Origin of the sequence: Alloyangia pacifica (assembly GCF_020524285.1) — a bacterium.
Lineage (GTDB): Bacteria > Pseudomonadota > Alphaproteobacteria > Rhodobacterales > Rhodobacteraceae > Salipiger > Salipiger pacificus_B.
Map to the genome: position 1 here is coordinate 37,187 of NZ_JAIVKX010000011.1, position 24,511 is coordinate 61,697.

The 24,511-nt window shown below is 66.3% G+C and carries 24 protein-coding genes; 9 read left to right on the top strand and 15 right to left on the bottom strand.

Annotated elements, in window-relative coordinates; genetic code table 11:
• Window positions 1-22: 22 nt before the first annotated feature.
• Window positions 23-970, bottom strand: coding sequence for a cyclase family protein (locus LC039_RS15985; protein ID WP_226626244.1), 948 nt, complete (start codon window positions 968-970; stop codon window positions 23-25).
• Window positions 971-1,199: 229 nt separating this feature from the next.
• Here LC039_RS15985 and LC039_RS15990 point away from each other — a divergent pair, with 229 nt between their 5' ends.
• On the top strand, window positions 1,200-2,327 hold the full coding sequence (locus tag LC039_RS15990) for a zinc-dependent alcohol dehydrogenase family protein (protein ID WP_226626246.1): 1,128 nt from the start codon (window positions 1,200-1,202) through the stop codon (window positions 2,325-2,327).
• Window positions 2,324-3,253, top strand: coding sequence for a LysR family transcriptional regulator (locus tag LC039_RS15995; protein WP_226626247.1), 930 nt, complete (start codon window positions 2,324-2,326; stop codon window positions 3,251-3,253). The genes LC039_RS15990 and LC039_RS15995 overlap by 4 nt, the downstream gene beginning before the upstream one ends.
• Before the next feature lie 10 nt (window positions 3,254-3,263).
• Here the strand turns inward: LC039_RS15995 and LC039_RS16000 are convergent, their stop codons facing one another.
• Complete coding sequence (locus LC039_RS16000; RefSeq protein ID WP_226626249.1) at window positions 3,264-4,613, bottom strand: MmgE/PrpD family protein; 1,350 nt, start codon at window positions 4,611-4,613, stop codon at window positions 3,264-3,266.
• Between the two features lie 515 nt (window positions 4,614-5,128).
• On the opposite strand from LC039_RS16000, the gene LC039_RS16010 reads away from it, so the two are divergent.
• Window positions 5,129-5,644, top strand: coding sequence for a peroxidase-related enzyme (locus LC039_RS16010; protein ID WP_226626251.1), 516 nt, complete (start codon window positions 5,129-5,131; stop codon window positions 5,642-5,644).
• Window positions 5,645-5,758: 114 nt separating this feature from the next.
• On the opposite strand, the gene LC039_RS26980 is transcribed toward LC039_RS16010, so the two are convergent.
• The 11 genes from LC039_RS26980 to LC039_RS16065 form a co-directional block, all read right to left on the bottom strand.
• Complete coding sequence (locus tag LC039_RS26980) at window positions 5,759-6,001, bottom strand: CoA transferase (RefSeq protein ID WP_226626254.1); 243 nt, start codon at window positions 5,999-6,001, stop codon at window positions 5,759-5,761.
• A 43-nt stretch (window positions 6,002-6,044) separates the two neighbouring features.
• Window positions 6,045-6,845 carry an SDR family NAD(P)-dependent oxidoreductase gene (locus tag LC039_RS16020; protein WP_226626256.1) on the bottom strand — a complete coding sequence of 267 codons (801 nt, stop codon included), beginning with the start codon at window positions 6,843-6,845 and terminating at the stop codon, window positions 6,045-6,047.
• Entirely contained in the window at window positions 6,842-7,720 is an 879-nt protein-coding gene (locus LC039_RS16025) for an amidohydrolase family protein (protein ID WP_226626258.1), read from the bottom strand. The genes LC039_RS16020 and LC039_RS16025 overlap by 4 nt, the downstream gene beginning before the upstream one ends.
• Window positions 7,717-8,280 (bottom strand): carboxymuconolactone decarboxylase family protein, encoded by a 564-nt coding sequence (locus LC039_RS16030; protein ID WP_226626261.1) that lies wholly within the window; start codon window positions 8,278-8,280, stop codon window positions 7,717-7,719. The genes LC039_RS16025 and LC039_RS16030 overlap by 4 nt, the downstream gene beginning before the upstream one ends.
• On the bottom strand, window positions 8,277-8,933 hold the full coding sequence (locus LC039_RS16035) for a glutathione S-transferase N-terminal domain-containing protein (protein ID WP_226626264.1): 657 nt from the start codon (window positions 8,931-8,933) through the stop codon (window positions 8,277-8,279). The genes LC039_RS16030 and LC039_RS16035 overlap by 4 nt, the downstream gene beginning before the upstream one ends.
• Entirely contained in the window at window positions 8,930-10,240 is a 1,311-nt protein-coding gene (locus LC039_RS16040; protein WP_226626267.1) for a TRAP transporter large permease, read from the bottom strand. The genes LC039_RS16035 and LC039_RS16040 overlap by 4 nt, the downstream gene beginning before the upstream one ends.
• On the bottom strand, window positions 10,237-10,761 hold the full coding sequence (locus LC039_RS16045; RefSeq protein WP_226626270.1) for a TRAP transporter small permease subunit: 525 nt from the start codon (window positions 10,759-10,761) through the stop codon (window positions 10,237-10,239). Before LC039_RS16045 ends, LC039_RS16040 begins: the two co-directional genes overlap by 4 nt.
• 71 nt (window positions 10,762-10,832) lie before the next feature.
• Complete coding sequence (gene dctP / locus LC039_RS16050) at window positions 10,833-11,864, bottom strand: TRAP transporter substrate-binding protein DctP (protein WP_226626272.1); 1,032 nt, start codon at window positions 11,862-11,864, stop codon at window positions 10,833-10,835.
• A gap of 131 nt (window positions 11,865-11,995) precedes the next feature.
• A complete protein-coding gene (locus tag LC039_RS16055) occupies window positions 11,996-12,937 on the bottom strand; it encodes a LysR family transcriptional regulator (protein WP_226626274.1) in 942 nt (313 codons plus the stop codon).
• Between the two features lie 16 nt (window positions 12,938-12,953).
• Window positions 12,954-13,553 (bottom strand): flavin reductase family protein, encoded by a 600-nt coding sequence (locus LC039_RS16060; protein WP_226626277.1) that lies wholly within the window; start codon window positions 13,551-13,553, stop codon window positions 12,954-12,956.
• Between the two features lie 582 nt (window positions 13,554-14,135).
• On the bottom strand, window positions 14,136-14,453 hold the full coding sequence (locus LC039_RS16065; RefSeq protein WP_319003726.1) for a dihydroxy-acid dehydratase: 318 nt from the start codon (window positions 14,451-14,453) through the stop codon (window positions 14,136-14,138).
• A gap of 92 nt (window positions 14,454-14,545) precedes the next feature.
• Between LC039_RS16065 and LC039_RS16070 the strand changes: the two genes are divergently transcribed.
• The 5 genes from LC039_RS16070 (at window position 14,546) to LC039_RS16090 (ending at window position 19,289) form a co-directional block, all read left to right on the top strand.
• Window positions 14,546-15,055 carry a hypothetical protein gene (locus tag LC039_RS16070; protein WP_226626281.1) on the top strand — a complete coding sequence of 170 codons (510 nt, stop codon included), beginning with the start codon at window positions 14,546-14,548 and terminating at the stop codon, window positions 15,053-15,055.
• Between the two features lie 70 nt (window positions 15,056-15,125).
• Window positions 15,126-16,358: an ABC transporter substrate-binding protein gene (locus LC039_RS16075; RefSeq protein WP_226626283.1), complete on the top strand. Its 1,233-nt coding sequence runs from the start codon at window positions 15,126-15,128 to the stop codon at window positions 16,356-16,358.
• Between the two features lie 59 nt (window positions 16,359-16,417).
• A complete protein-coding gene (locus LC039_RS16080) occupies window positions 16,418-17,299 on the top strand; it encodes a carbohydrate ABC transporter permease (RefSeq protein ID WP_226626285.1) in 882 nt (293 codons plus the stop codon).
• Window positions 17,296-18,195 carry a carbohydrate ABC transporter permease gene (locus tag LC039_RS16085; RefSeq protein ID WP_226626287.1) on the top strand — a complete coding sequence of 300 codons (900 nt, stop codon included), beginning with the start codon at window positions 17,296-17,298 and terminating at the stop codon, window positions 18,193-18,195. Before LC039_RS16080 ends, LC039_RS16085 begins: the two co-directional genes overlap by 4 nt.
• A complete protein-coding gene (locus LC039_RS16090; RefSeq protein WP_226626289.1) occupies window positions 18,192-19,289 on the top strand; it encodes an ABC transporter ATP-binding protein in 1,098 nt (365 codons plus the stop codon). Before LC039_RS16085 ends, LC039_RS16090 begins: the two co-directional genes overlap by 4 nt.
• 149 nt (window positions 19,290-19,438) lie before the next feature.
• On the opposite strand, the gene LC039_RS16095 is transcribed toward LC039_RS16090, so the two are convergent.
• Entirely contained in the window at window positions 19,439-20,911 is a 1,473-nt protein-coding gene (locus LC039_RS16095) for an NAD-dependent succinate-semialdehyde dehydrogenase (RefSeq protein WP_226626291.1), read from the bottom strand.
• 3 nt (window positions 20,912-20,914) lie between these two features.
• Entirely contained in the window at window positions 20,915-21,961 is a 1,047-nt protein-coding gene (locus LC039_RS16100) for a tartrate dehydrogenase (RefSeq protein ID WP_226626293.1), read from the bottom strand.
• 244 nt (window positions 21,962-22,205) lie between these two features.
• Here LC039_RS16100 and LC039_RS16105 point away from each other — a divergent pair, with 244 nt between their 5' ends.
• Entirely contained in the window at window positions 22,206-24,473 is a 2,268-nt protein-coding gene (locus LC039_RS16105) for a glycoside hydrolase family 3 C-terminal domain-containing protein (protein WP_226626295.1), read from the top strand.
• Window positions 24,474-24,511 lie beyond the last annotated feature (38 nt).

The window sequence follows — 24,511 nt, forward strand, 5'->3', positions numbered from 1 at the left end:
CTCCTCCCTGTTTCAGTCCCGATCAGCGAATTGCGATCGGGTTGATGATCATCTGCACGGCGCCCTGCAGTCGGGCCTGTCCAAGCACGAACAGGAACTCGTGCACGCCGTCCTCGGCGAGCGCGCGGGTGTCCATGTTCTCGAGGATGTAGATGCCGTGTTCGGGCTGCAGAATCTGGTGTGCGCGGAAAGCCTGTCCTTCGGTTTCCGCTGGGACCACCTCCATGCCCCAGGTGTCGGCGCCCACGGCCATGACACCGATCTCGGCCAGGTACTCCGCCCCGCTCACTCCGACGCCGGGCTCGACCGCGCCGAAGCGTTCCGGATCCGGCGCGTCGCCATCGAGCAGGTCCATCCAGTTCGAGTTGAACAGGACCACATCCCCTTCGCGCAGTTCGACGCCCTGCGCGTCCGCCGCGGCCTCGATGTCCTCCTTGGTGTAGGCCGTGCCCTCCTCGACCATGTCGGTGCCGTAGTAGGCCGCCATATCGAGCAGCACGCCGCGGCCGACGAGACCAGGCAGCTTTTCGAGCCCCAGTTCGGTGAGGCCCGAGGCCGGAGCGAAGTCGCCATAGGTCCGGCCGCCGTAATAGACATGATCGACCCCGGCATGACCGAGCCCGTCGATCTGCGGCCCGATGCCGAGCCAACCCATGAAAATGTCGTCGTTATAGGTGAAGTTGTTCTCACCAAGGCCCGAATTACCGTTCTGACCCGGCTGCAGCACCGTCAGCGACAGGCTGCGCGGCGGAAAGGCCGGCGTGTCCGCTCCGACGATCATGCCAAGGCTGTAGACCTTGCCCTCGGTGACCAACTCGGCGGCCATCTTCACCCGCTCGGGGGTCATCAGGTTCGCCGCGCCGAGTTCGTCATCGGCGCCCCACTGACTTTGCGTCCAGTCCTGCGCCGACGCGGTCTGCATCGAGAACGTCAGCGCGAGCCCGGCAACGACCAGACCAAGGCCTTTCATCCATGCGCCGTCGCTTACGCTCTCTACTTTTGATTGAGTCCTCATAGCTTCCTCCCAGAGCCCGAGATGTGATGGAGCGTAGGGTCAGAGCGTGAACCGCCGCCAATACGTTGGCGCAATTCCGGTCATAGGTTTAAGCTATGCCCCTAGGGAAAGGTGTTTCGACCCTCGCCCGAAGCCTTAGCCTGAGCATCAGAGGAGCCGCTCTGGCCTATGGGAGGAGAGAAGGATGAAGATCGAAGCTGCCGTGCTCTTGCACGGGGGGGTGGAGCGCGATTTCGAGGCCGCGAATGCGCTGGAGGTGCGCGAGCTCGACCTCGCTGCGCCCGGGCCGGGCGAGGTGCGAATCCGCGTCGCCGCGGCGGGCGTGTGCCATTCCGACCTGTCGGTGATCAACGGCACGCGGCCGCGCCCGGTGCCGATGGTGCTGGGACATGAGGCCTCGGGCTACGTCGAGGAGGTGGGCGAAGGCGTCGGCGATCTTGCCCCCGGGGACCACGTGGTGTGCATCTTCGCCCCGGGCTGCGGCAGCTGCCTGCCCTGCGCCGAGGGGCGCCCGGCGCTCTGCACCCGCGCCGCGAAGCACCATGGCGTGGGCGAGCTGATGACCGGGCACCGCCGCCTGTCGATGGAGGGCGCAGCGGTGAATCACCATGTCGGGGTCTCGGCCTTTGCAACCCATGCGGTCCTTGCACGGCAGTCGCTGGTCAAGGTCGAGGCCAACCTGCCGCCGCATATCTCGGCGCTGTTTTCCTGCGCCATGCTCACCGGCGCGGGTGCCGTGTTCAACACCGCGCGGGTGATGCCCGGCTCGAAGGTCGCGGTCTTCGGGCTGGGCGGTGTCGGCCTGTCAGCCATCCTCGGCGCGGTGGCAGCCGGCGCGGGCGAGATCATCGCCATTGATCCGTTTGAGACGAAGATGCAGACCGCGGTTGAGATGGGCGCGACCCGAATGGTGAGGGCCGACGAACACACAATTGAAGCTGTGCGCGACGCCACGGGCGGCGGCGTCGATGTGGCGATCGAGCTTGCCGGTTCGACCAAAGCGCTGGAGACCGCCTGGGGCTGCACCTGCCGCGGTGGCACGACCGTCACCGCCGGCCTGCCCCACCCCGACGCCCGCATGTCCCTCAACGCGCTTCAACTGGTGGCCGAAGAACGCACACTCAAGGGCAGTTACATCGGTTCCTGCGTGCCGCAAAGAGACTTGCCTCGCATGTTCTCTTTGCACGCGCAGGATAAGCTACCGGTCGAGAAAATGCTGACGCACCGACTGAGACTGCGCGACATCAATCGCGCGATGGACCAGCTCGACCAGGGCACCGCCATCCGCCAAGTGATCGAGTTCGGCGGATGATCGACATCAGACAGCTACGCTATTTTCTCGCCATCGCCGATGCGCCGTCGATTTCGGCGGCGGCGCACAGCATCGGGGTTGCTCAGCCCTCGCTGTCGCAGCACATCCAGCGCATGGAGGAGGAACTGGGTGTCAAGCTGATGGACCGCTCGCCGCGCGGCACGCTGCTGACGCAGGAGGGTCATGTCTTCGTCGAGCACGCGCGGAAGATATGCGATAGCCTCGACCGCTGCATCGACGACATGCGAGAGCTCGGCGGCGTGGTCCGCGGACGGGTGGGTTTTGGCATGCCCCCGTCATGTTCGATGGTCATGTCGGTGCCGCTGGCCGAAACGGTCCGGCTGGAGCTGCCCGAGGTGCGCCTGCGCGCGGTCGAGGCGATGAGCGGTTATCTGAAGACCTGGATCGAGGATGGTACGGTGGACATCGGGTTTCTCTATGACCTGACCGATGCCGGGCATTTGCGGGCGACACATGTGATGGACGAGGAACTGTTCTTCTATTCGGCCCCCGACGCCTGGCCCCTCGATACCCCGCCCGGCACGCCGGTGCCACTGGCCGAACTGCAACCGCTCGATATGATCCTCACGTCGAACGGGCTGCGCAATATGATCGAGGGTTATTGCAGCAAGCACGGGATTAAGCTGAACGTGGTGGTCGAAATGGACGCGATGACTCAGATCAAGGAGTTGGTCGCGCGCGGCTCGGGTTACACGATTTTTGCCCCCGTCGCCGCGCAGGACTTCGTCAAACGAGGCGAGCTGCTGCGCGCCCCGATCATTGCCCCCACGATGATGCGCCCGGTCTACCTCGTGTCGAACCCGGCCCGGGTCATGACGCGGGCCTGCCGCGCGGTAGAACAGGTCACGCTCGACGTCGCGCGCGAATTGGTCCAACGCGGCATCTGGGAGGCCAGTCTGGTTTGATGCCCCAGCTTCACGCGCGGATCAGCGCGCCAATGTCGCGGGCGGAAACGCTACGCGGGTCGGCATCGACCCGTTCCGCCATGACCAGCAGCGGCGCGGCGCGCACACCGAGCACCGTCCGGGCTTTGCCAGCAACGCGCTGCATCAGCTCGGCCGGAGGCACGGGCGCGGCGAGGTCATGCCTGTAGGTGAGCTGGGTTCCGTCTCGCAGAACCAGCGTGCCCGCGCCCTGCTGATCACTGAGCGTGGCGTCGCCCGTGACCTCCACCTTCCGTGCGAAGGCTGCCAATATGGGATCGGCCGCGAGGGCATCTGTGTAGAGCCCTCCCTCACCGGTCTCGAGCCCACTCAGCACCATCCCCGCCAGCCAGACATAACTGAACTTCACCTCGAGCCCGGTGCGCGGTGCCTTCAGGTCGCAGACCTTGAGCCAGCGCGGGTTGGTCCTGACCTGCAGCCTCTCGACCTGCTCGATATCGACCTGCCCGGCAATCGCGCGCAGCCCCTCGATCATCGCGTGCAGGCCGTGGCAGCAGGCGTGGAACTTGTAGCGGTTGTCCATGAACCTAATGTCGGACAATCCGTAGATGAACGGCTCCGGCGCGTCGGCATGAGTCTCGACGAACCCCTGCTGCCCGAAAACGCCATCGTCCGGCGAACTCAGCCCCAGGGCGGCGAGCTGTACGGCCTCGACGCCATTGGACGCCGCAATGCCCGCGTTTAGCGGTTTTCCCATGGTGCCAAATTGGTTCTTGAGCCCCGACGCCCGTGTCGCGCAGAGCCCGAGCGCCGCGCGCATCTGCGCATTGTCGAGCTTCGCGATGCGTCCCGCTGCGAGCGTCGCGCCAAAAGCCCCAGCCGTCGCCGTCTGATGAAAGCCGCGATTGTAATGCGCCAAGCCAAGGACTCGGCCAAGACGTATCGCGCCTTCGGCCCCGACGAGAAACGCTGTGACAAGCTCCTCCGCCGAGGCATCCTGCGCCTCTGCCATGGCCAGCGCCGCGGGGTAGATGCCGACCGAAAGGTGACCGACGTGGTCAAAATGTGTATCGTCGTAGTCCAGCGCATGCGAGATGGTGCCATTGACCATCGCCGCCGTACGCGCCGGCGCATGGCTGCCGCCGAAGACCGAAACCTCGGCGGACGCCTGCCCCTCCGACGCGGCAAAGCTGCGTATCTTCGTGGCCACGGGCTCGGACGCCCCGGCGATGCCGCAGATCAGCCAGTCGACCAGCGAAACGCGGGCCAGCGCGAGGGCCTCTGCCGGGCAGTGGGCCAGCGGCAGCGCCGCCAGCTCGATCAGTGCATCAAGCGGTTCTGCGACGGCGTTTTCCCGCGTGGCGACATGTGCTTCGAGCATGGGGAGACCTATTGTTTGTCACCCGTAGCATCCCGTTTAGGGCCTTCGCGGGCCAATAGTTCTTGGCTCTGTCGGCCATAGAAGGAAGCTCTGACCAGCGATGCGAAGGGTGGATTTGGCTTAAACAATAGCAGGAAAGTTTGCGATGAGCCGATGTGTGGCAAAGAATTTGGACGGCTTTCGCGGGTCTGCAGCGACCGATAACGCTGAAATATGGAACGAGGGCTTTGTCAGGTTGTTTTCGACGGCGCGCAAGAACGGAGCTTTGCGTCTATTTCAAGCAGTCAACTCGTGTGCATATCGGGTCCAAAGATCGAATGCATCGTTTCGGGCATAGCGATAGGAGCGTGCCGAAAGACAGTGGCGCTTGGGACGAAACAAAGCGGCGGTTTGCTCGTGGACTGACAAGAACCGATGCGCCTGACCGGCAAAGCATTCCGGGTCCCAAATAATTTGATGACGGACACACCCCGCTGCCCCGTATCCGCCTCAAGGCGCTCAAATGGGCGCCCCACATGCCCCCCGTCGAGGTCGAGAAGGCGACGCCCGCCCAGCTCGAGGCGATGAAGGTCACCCCCTCGGCCAAGAAGGTCTCGCCCTACGTGCGGACGCTGGCGCATGACCCCGAGAGCTACGTGGCCCGCACCATGTTGTTCAACGCCATCATGTACGCCGAGGGCGGCCTCGTGCGCCAGGACCGCGAGCTAGGCGCGCTCGGCGCTTCGCTGCTCAATGGCTGCCAGTACTGCGCCAAGGTGCACGCCTACCAGCACCACAAGCTCTCGGGCTCCTCGGCGGTGATCGCCGCGCTCTGGACCGTCCGCCCCGAGGCGCTGGCCGAGCGCGACCGGGCAATCCTCGACTTGGCCGAGGCCCTCACCGCGACCCCGCCGACCGCGACCACGGCGCATATCGCGCGGCTGAAGGCCTGCGGCATGGAGCCGTTCGAGATCGTCGACCTGATCCATTCAATCGCGATCTTCGGCTGGGCGAACCGGCTGATGCACCCGCTGGGATCCTCGGAGGTTTGAGAGACGGCAAAATGCGCTGCGGAGGCCCACCCTTCCGGCGCAGCCTCGATAATTTGCGCGTGCGCCTGGACTGCGTTCGCGGCGCAGGCGCGCGCGGTGTGCTTTAGCCAGCCTTCAACTCCGCCCCGTGCGCGTGCGCTGCAGCAGCGCGGCGGTGATGGCAAAGGCGGCGGTGGTGCCGGTGGCATGGTCGATCACCGGCGTGCCGCATTTAAGCGGGCCGCTCACCTCGGTGCCGGTCAGCGCCGAGTCACTGCCCTGCATGCGCGCCTGAACAGGGTCGTTCGGCTCCTCGAGCTTGATGACATCCGCGCCCAGAAAGCCAAGCTGGTGGGCCGCAAACGGACCCGCCAGCACGTGGGTGGTGTCATCACCCGCAGGCGTTCGAGCGTGCCGCCCTTCAGTCGCAGCGTACCGACATGCCGCCGTCGACGACGATTTCGGTGCCGGTGATGAAGCGCGCCTCGTCGGAAGCGAGAAAGAGCGCCGCGTTCGCGGTGTCGCGCCCGTCCCCCATCCAGCCCATCGGGATACGCCCGAGCCGCTGCGCCAGCAGCGCATCCACGTCGCCGCCCGCGCGCTGGCCCGCCAACCGCGCCTCGACCATCGGCGTGTGCAGCTGCCCGGGAACCACGGTGTTCACGCGCACGCCCTTGGCCGCGTATTCCACCGCCGTGACCTTGCCGAACTGGATCACCGCCGCCTTCGACGAGGCATAGGCGACCTGCGCCGCGCCGGTCCAGCGGGTGCCGGAGGTCGAAGAGGTGTTGACGATCGCGCCCGAGCCCTGCGCCTCCATATGCGGCAGTACGGATTTGCAGGTCAGGAAGACGGATTTCAGGTTGAAGTCCATCTGCCGGTCCCAGTCCTCTTCCGAGAGCTGCGCCGCGCCGCCCTTGAACGAGCCGCCGACGTTGTTGACCAGAATGTCGACCCTGCCAAAGCGGGCGATGCAGGCCGCCACCATAGCCTCAACGCTGGCACGGTCGGTCACGTCGCAGAGGTAGGCTTCCACTTCACCGCCCGCGTCACGGGTGCGGCTCAGGGTCTCTTCCATCGTGTCGGCGCGCAGGTCGACGGCGAAGATCTTCGCGCCCTCCTCGGCGAAGCGCACGCAGGCGGCACGGCCGTTGCCCCAGCCCGGCCCGACACAGCCCGCGCCGGTGATGATGGCAACCTTGCCTTCGAGCCGCCGGGTCATGCGAGGTCTCCGAAATCGTAGAGCTTCGCGGGGTTGTCCACCAGCAGACGTTGGAGCGCCTCTTCGGTGGGGGCGATCACCTTCAGCGTGTCGACCAACACACCGTCGTCCGGCGGCGCGGCGCGGAAGTTCGGGTGCGGCCAGTCGGTGCCCCAGATGGTGCGCTCGGGGTAGAGCTCGACCAGCCTCGCTGCAAAGGGCGTGGCATCGGCATAGGGCGGCTCTTGCACCGAGCAGCGCTCGGAGCCCGAGACCTTGAGCCAGATGTGGTCCTTCTCGCCCAGCCGGATCAACTCTTGGAACGGCGCCTGATCCATGCCGAGGCTGGCGTCGATCCGGCCCATGTGGTCGATGACCACCGGGCACGGCAGTTCGGCCAGCACGGGCGCAAGCTCGGCGATCAGCTTTGCCTCCATATGGATCAGCAGTTGCCAGCCGTGCCCTGCCAGCCGTGGCGCCAGCGCGCGCAGTTGGTCGTGGGTGGCTCCGGGTGCGAGGTGGGACATGTAGTTGAAGCGCACGCCGCGAAAGCCTTGCGCATGCATCTCGGCGATCTCCGCGCCCGAGATCTCGGGTGAGGCGAGCGCGATGCCGAGGTACCGCCCCGGACGCGCCGCCATGGCGTCGGCCACCACCGAGTTGTCATGGCCGTGGCAGCCGGACTGGACGATCACGCAGCGGTCGATGCCCAGCATGTCATGCAGCGCGAAAAGCTCTTCCTTGGGCGCGTCGCCTGGCTTGAAGCCGCTCTCGGGCGCGTAGGGGAAACGCGAGGTCGGACCGAAGACATGCACGTGACAGTCGGTGGCACCCTTGGGCAGGGTCAGCGTGGGCGCGCTGCGGTCCGGGTTCCAGGTGATGGGGGCATCGTTCATGTCAGCTCCTTCGGCGCGTCCTGAGGCGGGGAAATGCGGAACACGTTGAGCGTGGCGGAGATCAGCGTGTAGTAGCCGATGACCCCCACCAGATCGACGAGCCGCTGGGTGCCGAGCACCGCTTCGGCCTCGGCGTAAAGCGCATCGGACACGGTGTTGATGGTCAGCACGGAGACGGCGACCTGATGGGTCACGCGCTCTTCGGCGTCGGCGTAGGGCAGTTCGGCCCTGGTGCGCAGCGCCTCGACCAACTCCGGCGAGAGACCGGCCTTCAGTGCTGGCGGCTTGTGCGCGAACCACTCGTATTCGGCGCTCCAGTGGCGGGCCATGGTGAGGATCGCCAGCTCGCTCAGCCGCGGCTCGAGCGAACTGTCATAGCGGCAGTAGCGGCCAAGTTCCTGCGCCTTAGCGGCCAACTCGGGGCGGTGCAGCCAGACCGCGAGCGGCCCGCGCACCCCGCCGCGCGGGCCCGAGGCGATCGCCTCGTGGATCTCGCGCTGGCGGTCGGTGTAGGTCTCGGGGTCGGGCGCAGCGAGGCGCTGCTTGGGCCAGTCGGTCATTGCGGGGCCTCCGTTGCCTCGAATGCGGGTTCGGCAGCGGCGAACCGCTCGAGCCAGGTCACAAGCTCGGGCCAGCGGTCGCGCCACATGACGGGGGCCCGCCAGTCCAGATAGCCGAGTGCACAGGCCAGAGAGATCGCCGCCGCATCGGTGCGGGTCGGGTCCGGCGGCAGGGCGGCGAGCGCCGAGAGGCCGCGCTCCACCTTGCCGCGCTGGTGGGCGAGCCACTCGTCCGAGATCTTCTCGGCACCGCGGAAACGCCCCTCGTAGACCATGAGCAGCGCCGCATCGGTCACCCCGTCGGCGAGGCAGGACTGGGTCAGGCAGTGAAAGCGCTCGCGGCCTTCGCGTGGGATAATGCCCTGCGCCTCGGCGAGCGTGTCGAAGAACTCGAGGATCACCCGGCTGTCGTAGAGCGTCTCGCCGTCGGTCATCAGGCAGGGCATCTTGCCCAGCGGGTTCTGCAGGCGCAGGTCGTCCGAGGGATCGCGGGTGTCGGCGGCGATCAGTTCGATCCGGTCCGAGAGGCCCAGCACCTGCGCCGCCATCCGCACCTTGCGCCCATAGGGAGAGGTCAGCGTGGTGCGCAGGATCGCCCGGCCGCCCTCCCCCGCGCCGCAGAGCGCGAGGGGTTTGTCGAGGGTCATGCTCATAGCATCGTCTCCGGCAGGAAGAGCGCGATCTGCGGGATCAGGCACAGCAGCACCAGCATCGCAAAGCCCGCCAGCACGAAGGGCAGCAGCCCCTTGAACACCTGCTCGAGCGAGACTCGCCCGTTGGAGGCCGATTGCACCACGAAGCAGTTGATCCCCACCGGCGGCGTCACCGCGCCGATCTCGACCAGCAGCACCACGAAGATGCCGAACCAGATCGGATCGAAACCGAGGTTCATCATCACCGGGTGGGTGATCGGCAGGGTGATGGCCAGCAGCGCGGGCGCGTCCATCATCATACCCAGCGCGAGGTAGATCAGCGAGACCAGCAGCACGATCACCCAGCGGTTCACGTCGAGCCCGGTCAGGTAGCCGCCCACCGCATTCGCCACGCCCGACAGGGCCAAGAACTTCGAGAAGACCAGCGCGCAGATCAGGATGCCGAAGATCATCGCCGAGGTCTGGATGGTCTCGAGCAGCGTCTTGCGCAGTTCCACGCCACCAAGCCCACGGTGTCGGATGATCGCCAGCAGGAAGGTGGCGAAGGCGCCGATGCCGCCCGCCTCGGTCGGGGTGAAGATGCCGACGTAAAGGCCCACAACGATCAGCAGGATGATCAGCACCAGCGGACCGGCCAGCTTCAGCGAGGCGAATTTCTCGCGCAGGGTGAAGCTGTAGCTCTCTTGCGGTGCCAGCGAAGGGTTGCGCAGCACGGTCAGCCATATGGCGAGGCAGAGCACGATGGCGAAGACGATGCCGGGGATGAAACCCGCGATCAGCAGCGCGCCGATCGAGCTGTCGGTGAGAATGCCATAGACCACCACCAGCGCCGAGGGTGGGATCATCACCGCCAAGGTGCCGGCGATGGCGATCGAGGCCGAGGCAAGGCTCTTGTCGTAGCCCCGGTCGAGCATCTGCGGCAGCGCCAGCTTGGTGAAGACGGTCGCCGTGCCCACCGAGGAGCCGGAGGCTGCGCCGAAGGCCGCCGCGCCAAGCGTCGTCGAGATCGCCAGACCGCCGCGCAGGTTGCCGAGCCACTTGGTGGTGGCTTCGAAGAGGTCCTCGCCAAGGCCCGCGCGCATGGCGAAGAAGCCCATGAGCAGGAACAGCGGGATGACCGAGAAGTGGAAGCTGTGGGTGGTGTCGAAGAAGACGGTGCCGAGGATTGCCGTCGCGGCCTTGAAGCCGACGAGCGAGGCAAGGCCGAAGGCGCCCACGAGGCCCAGCACCACCATCACGTTGATGCCCAGCAGGATGCCGCCGAACAGCGCGGCCACACCAATCCCGCCAATCAGGAGCGAGCTCATTCCATCACCTCATCAGAGTCGTCGTCGAGAGTTCCGCCGAGCGCCACCCAGATCCCGTCGAGCAGGTACTGGATCGCCAGCAGGCCGAGACCGAAGCAGATCGCGAATTTGATCGGCCAGATCGGGAAGCGGATCGAGCCGCGTTCAAGCTCGCCAATGGCGAAGCTCTTGGCCGCCATCAGCCAGCCTGCATAGGCGGCCCAGGCGAAGAGCACGAAGCCCGCCAGCATCGCCAGCACCTTGGCGACCCGCGCGAGGCTCTGCGGCAGGCGCTGGGTCAGCAGCACCACCTTGATGTGGCCGCCGTGCATCTGGGTCAGCGCCAGCGACAGGAAGATGATCAGCGGCAGCGCGCTTTCGGTCAGCTCCAGCGTGCCGGTGACGGGCTGGTTGAACAGGTAGCGCATCACCACGTTCGCCACGACGAGCAGCATGACCGCGAAAATCAGCACGCCCGCGGCGAGGCCGCATAGCGACAGGAGTGCGCCGTAGCGACGGCGCAGGGTTTCAAGGGTTTGCATCTTTCGGGACTCTTTCGAGGGGGAGGTCCCGCGCCGGGGTACGCTGTGGCGCGAGACCGGTCACGTCCGGGTCAGGACGGTGTGTCGAAATCGAAGCTCTTGGCGATCTCGTCGGCCGGAACGCCAAGCGCGTTGGCCTTGTCGATCCACTCCTGCCGGACTTCCTGCACACCGGCGTCGTCGAGCACGCCCAGCAGTTCCTCCTGCGGGAAGGGGATCACCTCGACGCCCAGCTCGCCTTTCCAGAGCTCGCGCACGCGGGCGGCATCCTCGTCTAGCACGCGGGCGTATTCCACGAGGTAGTCCTTGCCGAGTTGGTCGACGACCGCCTTCGTCTCGTCATCCATCGATGTGTAGCTGTCGAGGTTCATCGCCAGCAGGTGCCCGAAGGAGGCGCCAAGCGGGATCTCGATGTAGTACTTGGCGACCTCGTCGTACTTCCAGCCGCGGGCCAGGGCGGGGCCGATGGGCGTGCAGTCGATGATCGAGCGCTGCAGGGCCTCGTAGGCCTCCGAGGTGGCGATCGACACCGGCGAAGCGCCGAGCGCCTCGATCAGCTTGGGATAGGCAAAGCCGTAGGAGCGGATGCGCAGGCCCTTCATGTCGGCGGCGCTCTTCACCGGCTTGGTGCAGAGCAGGCCGTAATCCTCGAGCGGGCGGAAGCCGAAGGCGTGGATGTTCTGGTTCGCCAGTTCCTCGCTGAACTGCGGGTAGGTGGCGTGCATTTCTTCCATGAAATTCCCGACTTCGAGCGTGTTCATCGGTTGCGGGATGAAGAAGCCCACCGCGTTGTTGAGCGGCATGAGATCGGGGAAATAGGGGGTGATGATGTCGCCGAAATCACCGACGCCCGCGGCCAGCGCCTCGGGGATCTCGCGGGTCTTGGCGACCGAGCCGCCCCAGAAAACCTCGATGCTGTGCTTGCCGCCGGTGCGCTCGGCGAACTGGTCGACGAGCCACTGCGTGGTGATCGCCTGCGCGTCACCCGCGCCCTGCGGCTTGAAGGTGATCCACTTGTAGGTGTCCGCCTGTGCCATGCTGGCAAGGCCGGTTGCCGTCGCGAGCGCAAGCGCCGACGACCGCAGAAATGCGTTCAGAGACATGTGTCCTCCCAAGGTTGCGAGCCATCCTCCTGGCCCGTCTGCGGCGATACTCCGCGATCGCCAGACATGATTCAAATACTGTTATATGATTGACGCGATACCTTTTCGGCATGGCTCCTTTTCGCCATGGCTCAACGCCAGATGCCGGACTCCACGAGCTCGCCGACGATGTCGCGCACCAGCGCCTCGACCACCTGGATCGCCTTCTTGCCGCGCTGGTCGGCCTTGGTGGCGGTGCAGAGCGTCCAGGCCATCCGCGGTTTGACGATGGGGCGGGCTTCGAGCGTGCCGCTCTGCACCTCCGAGAGCACCCCGCCATAGGTCAGGATGGTGAACCCGTGGCCGTGGCGGACCAGGGATTTCAGGTGCCACACGCCGTCGACCCGCTGCACGATGTTCAGCTCGGCGCCGATCTCGTCGGCGTGTTTGTCGACGAGGATGCGCAGGAAATTCGGGCGGCTCGGCATGATCAGCGGCATCGCCGCCGCTTCGGCAAGCGTGTAGATCTCTTTGTCCAGCGAGCCACAGGGGCCGATCACGTTGAGATGCTCGACCAGCAGCTCGGTAGTGACGATGTCCTCCTGCAGCGGCGCGTCATGCATCACTGCCAGCCCGATCTCGCCCTGCGAGAGCTTGTGCTCGAGCGCGTTGGAAAACCCCTCGACGAAACGCAGCTCGATCTCTGGGTACTCGGCCTTGACCCGTGACAGCAGCGGCGGGGTGATGAATTCGCCGGGCGTGGGCGGCATGCCGACCACCACCACGCCCTGTGGCCGCTCGGCATGGGCGGTGACGTCGTGGTGCGCCTGCGCGATCTGCGCCATGATCGCATAGGCCCGCCGCTGCAGGATCTCGCCCGCCTCGGTCAGTTCCATGCCGCGCGCGGTGCGGTTGAAGACCTTGAGCCCGAGATCGCTTTCAAGCCGGGCGATCTGCCGGCTGAGCGCGGGCTGCGCAATGCGCAGCCGCTCGGAGGCGCGGGTCATATTCTTTTCCTCGGCCACGCAAAGGAAGTAGCGCAGGGTGCGCAGCTCTGGCTGCCAGTCGCGCAGCGTGCTTCCGGTTTCGACCATCTCCCCCCTCCCCGGCTCAGTCGTCGGGCCGGATAAGCTCCCACGCCTCGGTGACGGTGGCATAGTCGCGATAGCCCATGCGCGAGATCGGCCGGGCCTTCACCGTGTCGAAGCGTCCGCCGGTGATGTATTCGTCGCGGATGTGGGTCTGCACCACTTGCCCGATGACCATGAAGCGGTTGATCGGCGTGCCGGTCCGGTCCATGAGTTCGGTCACCGAAAGCGTCACGCATTCCAGCGCCGCCGGGCTTTCGGCGACAAAGGGCGCATTGGTCTCGACGCTGGTTCCGAGGGTCAGCCCCGCCTTCTCGAACTCATTGGCACCGTCGGGCATGGCTTCGGACGAGATGTTCATCTCTTGCGCCAGCGCCTCGGTCGCCAGCGAGAAGGTGAACTCGCCCTGATCGCGCGCATTGACCACCGAGTGCTTCAGCCCGTCCGAGGTGAAGCAGATCATGTGCGGGCTGTTGCCGATGGCGTTGAAGAAGGAATAGGGCCCGAGGTTGGGAACGCCTTCGGCGTTGCTCGTGCCGATCCAGCCGATGGGGCGCGGCGCGATGATCGCCTTGAACGGATCGAAGGTCAGAATGTCGGGGCGCGTGTCGCCGTAATGCATGGGCTCTCCTCGGAATTTCACCAGCTTTTTAGGTCGAAACACCGCGGAATGACCACCGCTTTCCACGCAATACGGCTGAGGGGAGTCCTTGGCTGATAGCTCTTCCCCCTGCTGGAGTGGAGACCGCCAAGATGCGAGCCTATCGCGCAGGCGGCGACAGTCGGCCAGTTCTGCCTTCGGACACCGGATCTCGGTGTGCTTCTCCGCCTCTCCTGATGACGCCGTCGCGAAGGTCTTCTTCCGCGCGCCGAGCGCCTACGGAATGCCCCCGGGACGCTCCGACGCTCCGTCAACCGGGTAGCCTCGCTTGGTGATCATCAGGCACCCGGCCCGCTTGACCTCCTCGCTGAAGCTGCTGCTCATCATCACGTCCTTGGCTCAAAATGGGCGACGAAGGCGGCCACGATACACGGGGCTAGGCCGGGGCTGTTCACATCCTGCTCCAGGAGACGGCGCGCGGACCGCAGTGCTTTCAGGTGACGTGGAGGACGGCCCCTCCACCCACTGACAGCGAACGAACGCCCGTGCCGACTGCGATTTCCCAGCGCGGCCGAGCGCAGGGTTGCATCTTCGGACCCTCTGCTAGCCGCCGGGCTTTCCGACGAGAAAACCGAAGTCACACCCCTGCTCCGCCTGCAGGATCTGCTCGTCGTAGAGCCGCGAGTAGCCCCTCTCGGCGCTGGCGCGCTGCGGCACATGCTCCTTGCGCCGCGCCTCGAGCTCGGCATCGCTCACCAGCATCTCGATCATTCTGTCCTTCACGCTCAGCCGCACGCGGTCGCCGGTGCGCAAAAGGGCAATCGGTCCGCCCGAGGCGGCATCGGGCGAGACGTGCAGCACAATCGTGCCATAGGCCGTCCCGCTCATCCGCGCGTCCGAAATGCGCACCATGTCCTTGATCCCCTGCCGCCGCCCGCGCCGCGCTGAAGCGCCCGGAAGATGCCGAGGTCGCCACCGAAGCCTTCCGCCGCGCGCCCACCCTGATCAAGGACGTGAACAAGACGCTGCCGATCTCGCCGCGAACCCACAAGCGCGTTCTGGTGATCGAGAACGGCATTCGCAACGCGCTCTTCGGGTTCAACGTGCGCCGCCCGATGGACCTGCCCGACATGCTCGAGGTTGAGGGGTTCGAGGTACACCGCTTCGATCCGGAGACCCACGAGGGCAGCGCCTTCAACCCCGAGGAAATCGACCTCGTGCTGTATCTGATGGCGGATGAATCCCTGTTCATGAAGAGCCGCATCTACATCGACTGGTACACCATGATGGGAGATTTCGGTCGCGCGACCGAGCGGCCGTGGCAGGACATCCCGACCGTGATGGTCGGCTTTGGACACCCGTACTTCCTCTACGATGCGCCGCGGGTGCCGACATATGTGAACGCCTATTCGACCCTGCCGGAAATGCAGCGCAGCGTGCTGGATACGCTGACCGGCCGCACGGCGTTCGAGGCAAGCTCGCCCGTCGACGCCTTCTGCGGGCAGGAGCAGGCGCTCTACTGAGGCGCCGGCCCGCCCGGCGCTGCCCCGACACAGCCACAAGAAACGACCCAACCCAACAGGAGTATCCTCAATGAAGCGCGTCACGTTCAGTGCCCTGCTCACCACGTCTGTCCTGGCCGTCGCAACCACTACGGCGCGGGCGCAGGAGGCGGATGTCATCCACTGGTGGACGTCCGCCAGCGAGTCCAAGGCCGTCGCCGCCCTTGCCGAGAAGTTCGAGGCCGCCGGGGGCACCTGGTCAGACGCCGCCGTGGCCGGAACCGACGCGGCCCGCACCGCCGTGTCGACCCGCATCCAGGCCGGCGATCCGCCCGCCGCCTTTGTCGCCTCCGCCGTGCTCGAATACCAGGACATGGCCCGCACCGGGCAGATCGCAAACCTCGATGCCGTCGCCGCCGAGATGGACTGGGAAAACACCATCCCGGCCTCGCTGCTGGACGCGGTGAAGGTTGACGGCCACTACTGGGGCGCGCCGGTCAACATGAGCGTGAACAACTTCCTCTGGACCTCGCGGAAGGCGCTCGAAGCGATCGGCGAGACCGAGCCGCCGAAGACATGGGACGAGCTCTTCGAGATGAGCGACCGGCTGAAGGAGGTCGGCATCATCCCATATGCGCATCCGGGCAAGTGGTACTGGGATCTGAACACCTTCGGGTTCATTCTCGCATCGCAGAGCCCAGAGGCCTTCAGCAGGTTCCATTCCCTCGACCCGGAGGTCTTCGACGATCCCGCGGTGCTCCAGGCGGCGGAAATCTACGCCAAGCTGCGGGACTATTCCGACAGCGGTGCGCCGGGGCGCGAATGGAACCTGTCGAACCAGATGGTGATGAACGGCGAGGCCGCCTTCTACCTGATGGGGGACTGGGCCAAGGGCGAGATCACCGCGGCCGGGATGACCCCCGGCGAGGAGGTCATCTGCACCGTCAGCCTCGATGACGCCCCGGCCGCGATCAGCGGCGACGCCATGCTGTTCCCCTCGCTGGATGGCAGCACCGAACCGAGCCCGGCGCAGCTGCTGCTGGCCGAAACGCTGACCTCGGTCGACGCGCAGGTGGCGTTCAACACACTCAAGGGCTCGATGCCGGTGCGCACCGATGCGCCGACCGACAATCTCGACGCCTGCTCGCGCCTCGCGCTCGAGCACGAAAAGGCCCACGGCAGCGTCTCTGCCTATCCGGCGCTGCTCTCCGGAGACGCGGCAGGCAGCTTCGGCGACGTGCTGGGGAACTTCTGGGTCGACAGCGGGGCGACCGCCGAAGACCTGGTCTACGAGCTTCAGGACACCGCTTCGCTGTTCAACTGAGCCCGCCACGCAAGCGCCATCCCGGCAGGACCGGGATGGCCCAAGACGGAAGCATTTCCATGCGAAGACCACTGAAACTTCTGCAGGGCCAGACGGCACTGCTGCCCGGCTGGCTGATCCTGATCGTCGCGTATATCGGCACGATCCTGTGGACGGCCCGCATCTCCTTCACCGCCTCGCGGTCGATCCCCGTGGACACGTTCGTCGGCTTCGACCAATACGCGCGCCTGTTCCGCTCGAACCGCTGGGTGCAGTCGGTTGAAAACATGCTGCTCTACGGCAGCCTCTTCATTCTCGGCTGCCTCATCATCGGCTTTCTGCTCGCCGTGCTGCTGGATCAGAAGGTGAAGGGGGAAAGCGTCTTCCGCACCATCTTTCTCTATCCCTATGCCGTGTCCTTCGTGGTCACGGGGCTGGTCTGGCAATGGGTGCTGAACCCCAGCCTCGGGCTGCAGAAGGCCGTGCGGGACCTCGGCTTCGAGAATTTCACCTTCGACTGGCTGGTGGACCGGGACCGGGCGATCTACGTGCTGACCGGCGCCGCCGTCTGGCAGGCGTCGGGCCTTGTCATGGCGCTGATGCTGGCGGGTCTGCGCGGCGTCGACGGCGATCTGTGGAAGGCCGCCCGCGTCGACGGGGCAAGCGCGCCGCGCTACTACCTGCGGGTCGTCCTGCCACTGCTGAAACCCTCGATCTTCTCGTCGGTGGTGCTGCTCGGGGTCGCGGTGATCAAGTCCTACGACCTTGTCGTCGCCATGACCAGCGGCGGCCCCGGCAACGCGACCGAACTGCCCGCGAAATTCATCATGGACTATCTCTTCGGGCGCCAGAACCTCGGCCTCGCCACGGCCGCGTCGGTGGTGCTTCTGGTCACGGTGATCGCCGTGCTTGCCCCCCTCGCCTACGTCCAGTCCCAGCGCGCGCGGAGGATCCGCACATGAGCAGCCGCCCCCTCTTTCCCGCCCATGCCGAGGGGCCCCGGCCCGCGCGGCTGAACCTCGGGCGCCTCGCGCTCTATCTCTGCCTCATCGCTGCCGCAGCGGCCTTCCTCTTTCCGCTCTGGGTGATGGTCACAACGTCGCTCAAGGACATGGAGGCCGTCCGCAGCGGCTCGATCTTCGGCTGGCCGGCGCAGCCCTCGCTGGAGGCCTGGAAGTCCGCCTGGACAAGCGCCTGCACCGGGCTGACCTGCGAGGGCCTGCGGGGCGGCTTCGTCAACTCGCTGCTGATCCTCGTCCCCTCGGTCGCCCTGCCGGTGGCGCTTGGGGCGGTGACAGGCTACGCGCTGTCCTTCTGGCGGCCGCGCGGCGGCAAACTGCTCTTCGGCGGGCTGCTGATCGGGCTTTTCATTCCCTATCAGGTGTTCATCTACCCGCTGGTGCGGATCCTCTCGAGCGTCGGGCTCTACGGCAATATCGGCGGCATCGTCGCGGTGCACACGATCTTTGCCATGCCGATCATGCTGCTGCTGTTCCGCAACTACTACGCCAGCCTGCCGATGGACCTGTTCAAGGCGGCGCGCATCGACGGCGGCGGGTTCTGGACGATCTTCCGGCGCGTGGTCCTGCCGATGTCGGCGCCGATCATCGTCGTCGCGGTGATCCTGCAGGTGACCGGCGTGTGGAACGACTTCCTCTTCGGCCTGATCTTCGCCGGCTCGGACAACCTGCCGATGACCGTGCAGCTCAACAATATCGTCAACAGCGCCCGCGGCGCACAGGAATACAACGTCCAAATGGCCGCGACCATCCTGACCGCGCTGGTGCCGCTGATCGTCTACTTCTTCTCCGGGCGCTGGTTCGTTCGCGGCATCGCCGCAGGCGCCGTCAAAGGATGACCCCCATGTCGCAAGTTGCCATCAAGAATCTCGATATCACCTTCGGATCCAACCGGGTCATCCAGAACCTCGATCTGCAGATCGAACCTGGCGAATTCCTCGTCCTGCTCGGCGCATCGGGCTGCGGCAAGTCAACGCTGCTCAACGCGGTTGCCGGTCTTACCGACGTGGCCGGCGGCCAGATCTGGATCGGCGAGAACAATGTCACCTGGGCAGAGCCCAAGGATCGCGGCATCGGCATGGTGTTCCAGTCCTACGCGCTCTACCCGCGGATGACGGTCGAACAGAACATGTCCTTCGGGCTCGAGATGGCGCGCCATCCCAAGGCCGAGATCCGCGAGCGCGTTGCCCGGGCCGCGAGCATGCTGCAGTTGAAGCCGCTGATGCAGCGCAGGCCCGCGGAACTCTCGGGCGGTCAGCGCCAGAGGGTCGCGATCGGGCGCGCACTGGTGCGCGACGCCGATGTCTACCTTTTCGACGAACCACTCTCGAACCTCGACGCAAAACTGCGCACCGAGCTGAGGGTCGAGCTGAAGAAGCTGCACGCGGAGCTGGGCGCGACGATGATCTACGTCACCCATGACCAGGTCGAGGCGCTGACCCTCGCCAACCGTATCGCGGTAATGCAGGGCGGCGTGATCCAGCAACTGGCCAGCCCGGACGAGATCTACCGCCGCCCGGTCAACAGGTTCGTCGCCGGGTTTGTCGGCTCGCCAGGGATGAATTTCATCGAAGGAGAGCTTCAGCTTCGCGATGGCAAGGTTGATCTCAAGACCGCCCGCGGCAACCTGGACGTGACCCGCTACCCCTTTGCAGAGCGCCCTGAGGATGGTCGAAAAGTCACTCTCGGGCTTCGTCCCGAGCATCTCCAGCCGGAGCCGGAAGAGGGGTGGTGTCCGGCCTCGCTGACCGTGAGCGTGTACGAAAGCATGGGCGCCGATGCGCTCCTCTGTGGCGAGCTCTCAGGCGCAACGGTCTCGGTGAAGCTGCCGTCCGACTGGTCCCCGATCCCGCCGGCAGGGGCGCGGGTGACCATGTGGTACGATGCCTCCAAGGTCTCCATTTTCGACGCCGTCACGGAAAGCCGGTTGTGACAACCTGCCCGCTGGCAAACGGATGAATTCACACCGGTTGTACTTTGGCCCGCGGCGGGTCTCCTGTTCGCAGGGTCAAGGGAGCAACCAGAACGGAACGCGGGCCCGCGGCATTGCCGCGGGCCCGCGTTAGAGGCATCGCCCGGGATTTACAGGCCGCCGAAATGGAACGCCTTGGTTTCGAGGTACTCCTCGATGCCCTCCTGCGCGCCCTCGCGGCCGAGGCCGGAGGACTTGACGCCGCCGAAAGGCGCCTCGGCGTGGCTCACCGCGCCGGTGTTGAGCCCCACGAGCCCCGCCTCCAGCGCCTCGCCGAAGCGGAAGGCGCGGGCCATGTCGGTGGTGTAGAAATAGGCCGCCAACCCGAAGGGCGTGCCGTTGGCGATCGTGAGCGCCTCTGCCTCGGTCTCGAACTTGAAGATCGGGGCGACCGGGCCGAAGGTTTCCTCGGAGGCCAGCCGCATCTCCTGCGTCGCACCGGTCAGCACCACCGGATCGGCGAATTGCGCGGACAGCTCACGCGGTGCGGTGGCGCGGGCGGCGCCTTTCGACAGCGCGTCCTCGACGTGGGCGGTGATCTTGGTGATCGCGGCGGCGTTGATCATCGGACCGATGTGGGCGCCTTCCTCGGTGCCCGGCGCGACCTTCAGCGCATCGACCTTCGCCGCCAGCGCCGCGACGAAACGGTCGTGGATGCCGGATTGCACGAGGATGCGGTTGGCGCAGACGCAGGTCTGCCCGCCGTTGCGGAACTTGCTGGCCATGGCGCCTTCGACTGCCGCGTCGAGATCGGCGTCGTCGAAGACGATGAAGGGCGCGTTGCCGCCAAGCTCCAGCGACATCTTCTTCAGCGTCGGCGCGCATTGCTCGGCGAGCAGCGCGCCCACGCGCGTGGATCCGGTGAAGCTGAGCTTGCGCACCACCGGAGAAGCGGTGAGCGTCGCGCCGATCACCTCGGGGCGGCCGGTCAGCACGTTGAGCACGCCCTTCGGGATGCCCGCCCGCTCGGCCAGCACGCAGAGCGCCAGCGCCGAGTAGGGGGTGAAGTCCGAGGGCTTGATCACCATGGTGCAGCCCGCGGCGAGGCCCGGCGCCACCTTGCGGGTGATCATCGCGTTGGGGAAGTTCCACGGGGTGATGATCGCGCAGACGCCCACCGGCTCCTTCATCGCGAAGATCTTCTTGCCCGGCACCGGGCTGGGGATGATGTGGCCGTTGATCCGCCGCGCCTCTTCGGCGAACCAGCGCATGAAGGAGGCGCCGTAGAGGATCTCGCCCTTGGCTTCGGCCAGCGGCTTGCCCTGCTCGGCGGTGAGGATCAGCGCCAGATCGTCGGCGTGATCCAGCATCAACTGGTACCAGGCCATCAGCAGATCGGCGCGCTCGGCGTGGGTCCTTGTCTTCCAGGCCTTCATCGCCTGCTCGGCGGCGGCGATGGCCAGCGTGGTCTCTTCGGCAGTGCATTCGGGCATGTGGCCAAGCACGCCGCCGGTGGCGGGGTTGCTGACCTCCATGTCATCGCGGGCGATCCACTGCCCGTCGATCAGCGCCGCCTCGCGGAAGAGGTCGGGATCGCTCAGGCTGTCGCGGATGTCGGCGGCGAAGGCGGTGTGAAGGGTCATGGCTCAGGCCTCCAGGGCGGCGATGACGGCCGCGGTGATCTCGTCGGTGGTATTGAGGCCCGGGCGGATGCCGATGCCCTTGGCGGTGGCCGCCTCGATGGCGCTCAGCACGGCGGCGGAGGCCTCTGCCTCGCCGAGATGCTCGAGCATCTGCGCGCCGGACCAGATCGCGGCGATCGGGTTGGCGATGTTCTTGCCGGCGATATCCGGCGCCGAGCCATGCACCGGCTCGAACATCGACGGCGCCGAGCGATCCGGGTTGATATTGGCCGAGGCGGCAAAGCCCAGCCCACCCTGGATCGCCGCGCCGAGGTCGGTGAGGATGTCGCCGAAGAGGTTCGAGGCCACCACAACATCCAGATCCTGCGGTGCCATCACCATCTTCGCGGCCATGGCGTCGATGTGCATGTGGCTGACGGTGACATCGGGGTATTCGGCGGCCAGCTCGCGCGTCACCTCGTTCCAGAACACCATCGAGTATTTCTGCGCGTTGGATTTGGTCACCGAGGTCAGGTGCCCCCGCCGCGCGCGGGCCTGCTCGAAGCCGAAGCGCAGGATCCGCTCGACGCCGGCGCGGGTGAAGACCGAGGTCTCGACCGCCACCTCGTTGTCCTTGCCCTCGTGCACGCGCCCCCCGGCGCCGGAATATTCGCCTTCGGTGTTCTCGCGGATGCAGAGGATGTCGAAACCTTCCGCCTTCAGCGGCCCTTCGACGCCCGGCAGCAGCCGGTGCGGGCGGATGTTGGCGTATTGGTTGAACGCCTTGCGGATCGGCAGCAGCAGCCCGTGCAGCGAGACCGAGTCCGGCACGGTGGCGGGCCAGCCCACCGCGCCCAGATAGATCGCATCAAACCCGCGCAGCGTCTCGATCCCGTCCTCGGGCATCATCGTCCCGTGTTCGAGGTAATACGCGCAGGACCACGGGAAGTTCTCGCTCTCCAGCGCAAAGCCGAAGCGGCTGGCGGCCGCCCCCATTACCTGCATCGCGGCATCGGTCACATCGACGCCGATTCCGTCACCGGGGATCAGCGCGAGCTTGTAGGTGGTCATGTGAGTCTCCTGGAACTGGTCGTTGCGGAAAATGTCGCGCGAAAGCGGAGGGATGTGCTGCTATTTGCGTCGGTGGCACAGCACAAAATACTCCCAGCCGGGGGTGCCTGCGCAGAAGATTGCGTATGTCGTCCAGAGCGCTTCCGCGGAGGCTCCGGAGATTGATCAGCCCTGCCGCATGTGCTCGGTTCAGGGCATTGGCTGCCCGCCGATACCCCCGTTCTTCCTCCCGAGAGACCCCGACATGACACCTGATGACACCTGCACCGCCTCGGACAGAGAGGCGATCGATGCGGGCCTCGCCCTTGCCACCGGTCAGGATTACTGGAGCACCCCCGCGGTCGAGGCCCTCGGGTTGCGGTCGCTGCGCTTCGCGGATGGCCCGCATGGGCTGCGCCTGCAAAACGACGAGAACCCCGATCACCTTGGCCTGGAACGGTCGCTGCCGGCGACCTGCTTCCCGCCCGCGGTGACCCTGTCCTGTTCCTGGGACGAGGCGCTGATCGAGGAAGTCGGCGCCGCGCTCGGACGCGAAGCCGCGGCCGCCGGGGTCGACGTGATCCTCGGGCCGGGCCTCAACCTCAAGCGCAGCCCGCTCTGCGGCCGCAACTTCGAATACTATTCGGAAGACCCGCTGCTGTCCGGCACGCTCGCCGGGGCTGCCGCCCGCGGCATCCAGAGCACCGGCGTGGCCGCCTGCCTGAAGCACTTCGCCGCCAATACCCAGGAGCATGACCGGCATCGTGTCTCGGCCGAGATCGACATGCGGACGCTCCGCGAAATGTACCTGCGCAACTTCGAGATCGCCTTCGAAACCTCCGGTGCCTGGTCCCTGATGACCTCCTACAACCGGATCAACGGCACCTATACCTCCGAGGATCCGTGGCTGCTTGGCGAGGTGCTCCGCGATGACTGGGGCTTCGACGGGCTGGTGATGTCGGACTGGGGCGGTGTCTACGAGCCGGTTGCCGCCTTCAACGCCGGCGTCGATGTCCGCATGCCCGGCCGTCCGCAGGACACCCGGGTGCGCGAGGCGCATGCCGAAGGGCGCGTCTCGGACTTGCGGGTGACGCAGGTGATCGAACGCATGCGGCTGCTCGCGGAGCGCACCGCCGACAAGCCTGCCGTGCCGGTCGAGCCCGAGGCGCAGGACGCGCTGGTCCGCCGGGCAGCCGCCGCCTCCGCCGTGCTGCTTGTCAACGATGGGAGCCTGCCGCTCGACCTGCGCCCGGGACTGAAGGTCGCGGTCATCGGCGAGTTGGCGCGCAAGCCTCGTTACCAGGGCGCGGGCAGCTCGCGGGCGAACCCGCGCCGGATCAGCACCGCGCTCGACGTGCTGAGCGCCGCAGCGACGCAAGCCGGGGCAGAGGTGGACTTTGCGCCGGGGTACACGCTGCAGGAGGATCCGGCGCAGCCGGACGTTATCGCGGCGGCACGGGACGTGGCGGCAAAGGCGGATGTGGTCATCCTGCTGCTGGGGCTTCCCGAGGCCTACGAGAGCGAAGGTCGCGACCGCAGCCACATCGACTTGCCGGAGCAGCAACTGGCGCTGATCGAGGCGCTGCGCGTTCTCGATGCGCCGCGCGTCGTGGCCATGTGCAATGGCGCCGCCGTGACCACCGCGGGGTGGCGCGACGACGTGCAGGCCATCGTCGAGTTCTGGCTGACCGGCCAGGCGCATGGCGAAGCGATCACCGATGTTCTGACCGGCGCTGTAAATCCGGGGGGCCGCCTGTCCGAGACGATCCCCAAGAAGCTGGCCGACACCCCGAGCTACCTCGACTTCCCGGGCGACCACGAGATCGCGCGTCATGGCGAGCGCACCTTCGTCGGCTACCGCTGGTACGACGCGCGCGAGATCGAGGTGGACCATCCTTTCGGTCACGGGTTGTCCTACACCAGCTTCGCGTATGACGATCTCACCGTCAATGTCATGCCGCTGGAGGACGAGACCGCCTTCCGGCTCTCGGTCAGCGTCCGCAACACCGGCCCGCGGTTCGGCAGCGAGGTGGTGCAGCTCTATGTGACCACGCCCGCCGGGTTTCTCACCCCGGAGCGCGAGCTGCGCGGATGGGCCAAGGTGGACCTGGCGCCGGGCGAAGTGCAGCGGGTCGAGATCGCCGTGACGCGCCGGCGGCTGGCCCATTGGCACGAGGCCGCCAACGACTGGGTGTTTGCGGGCGGACAGTTGACGCTGCACGTCGGCGCGTCGTCGCGGGACATCCGGCTCACTACCGCCGTCATGGTGCCTGGCCATCCGCTGCGGCTCGTGCTGGGCAAGTATTCCTCGCTGGGGCAATGGCTCGACCACGACATCATGGGACCGCGCCTCGAGGGTCTGATCGCCGAGCGCGGCGGGTTCCGCGGGCGCATCGCCGATCTGATGAACGATCCCGCCGGGCGCGAAGGCGTTTGCGATTGCCCGCTGGCGTCGCTGTCCGAGTTTCCCGGTGTCCCGCTGGTGCCCGAAGACCTCGACGCCCTCTGCGAGGAGGCTGCGGCGCTCGCCTGAGCGCCGCCTTCTTCGAAACGCCTTCTTTAGAAACGTAA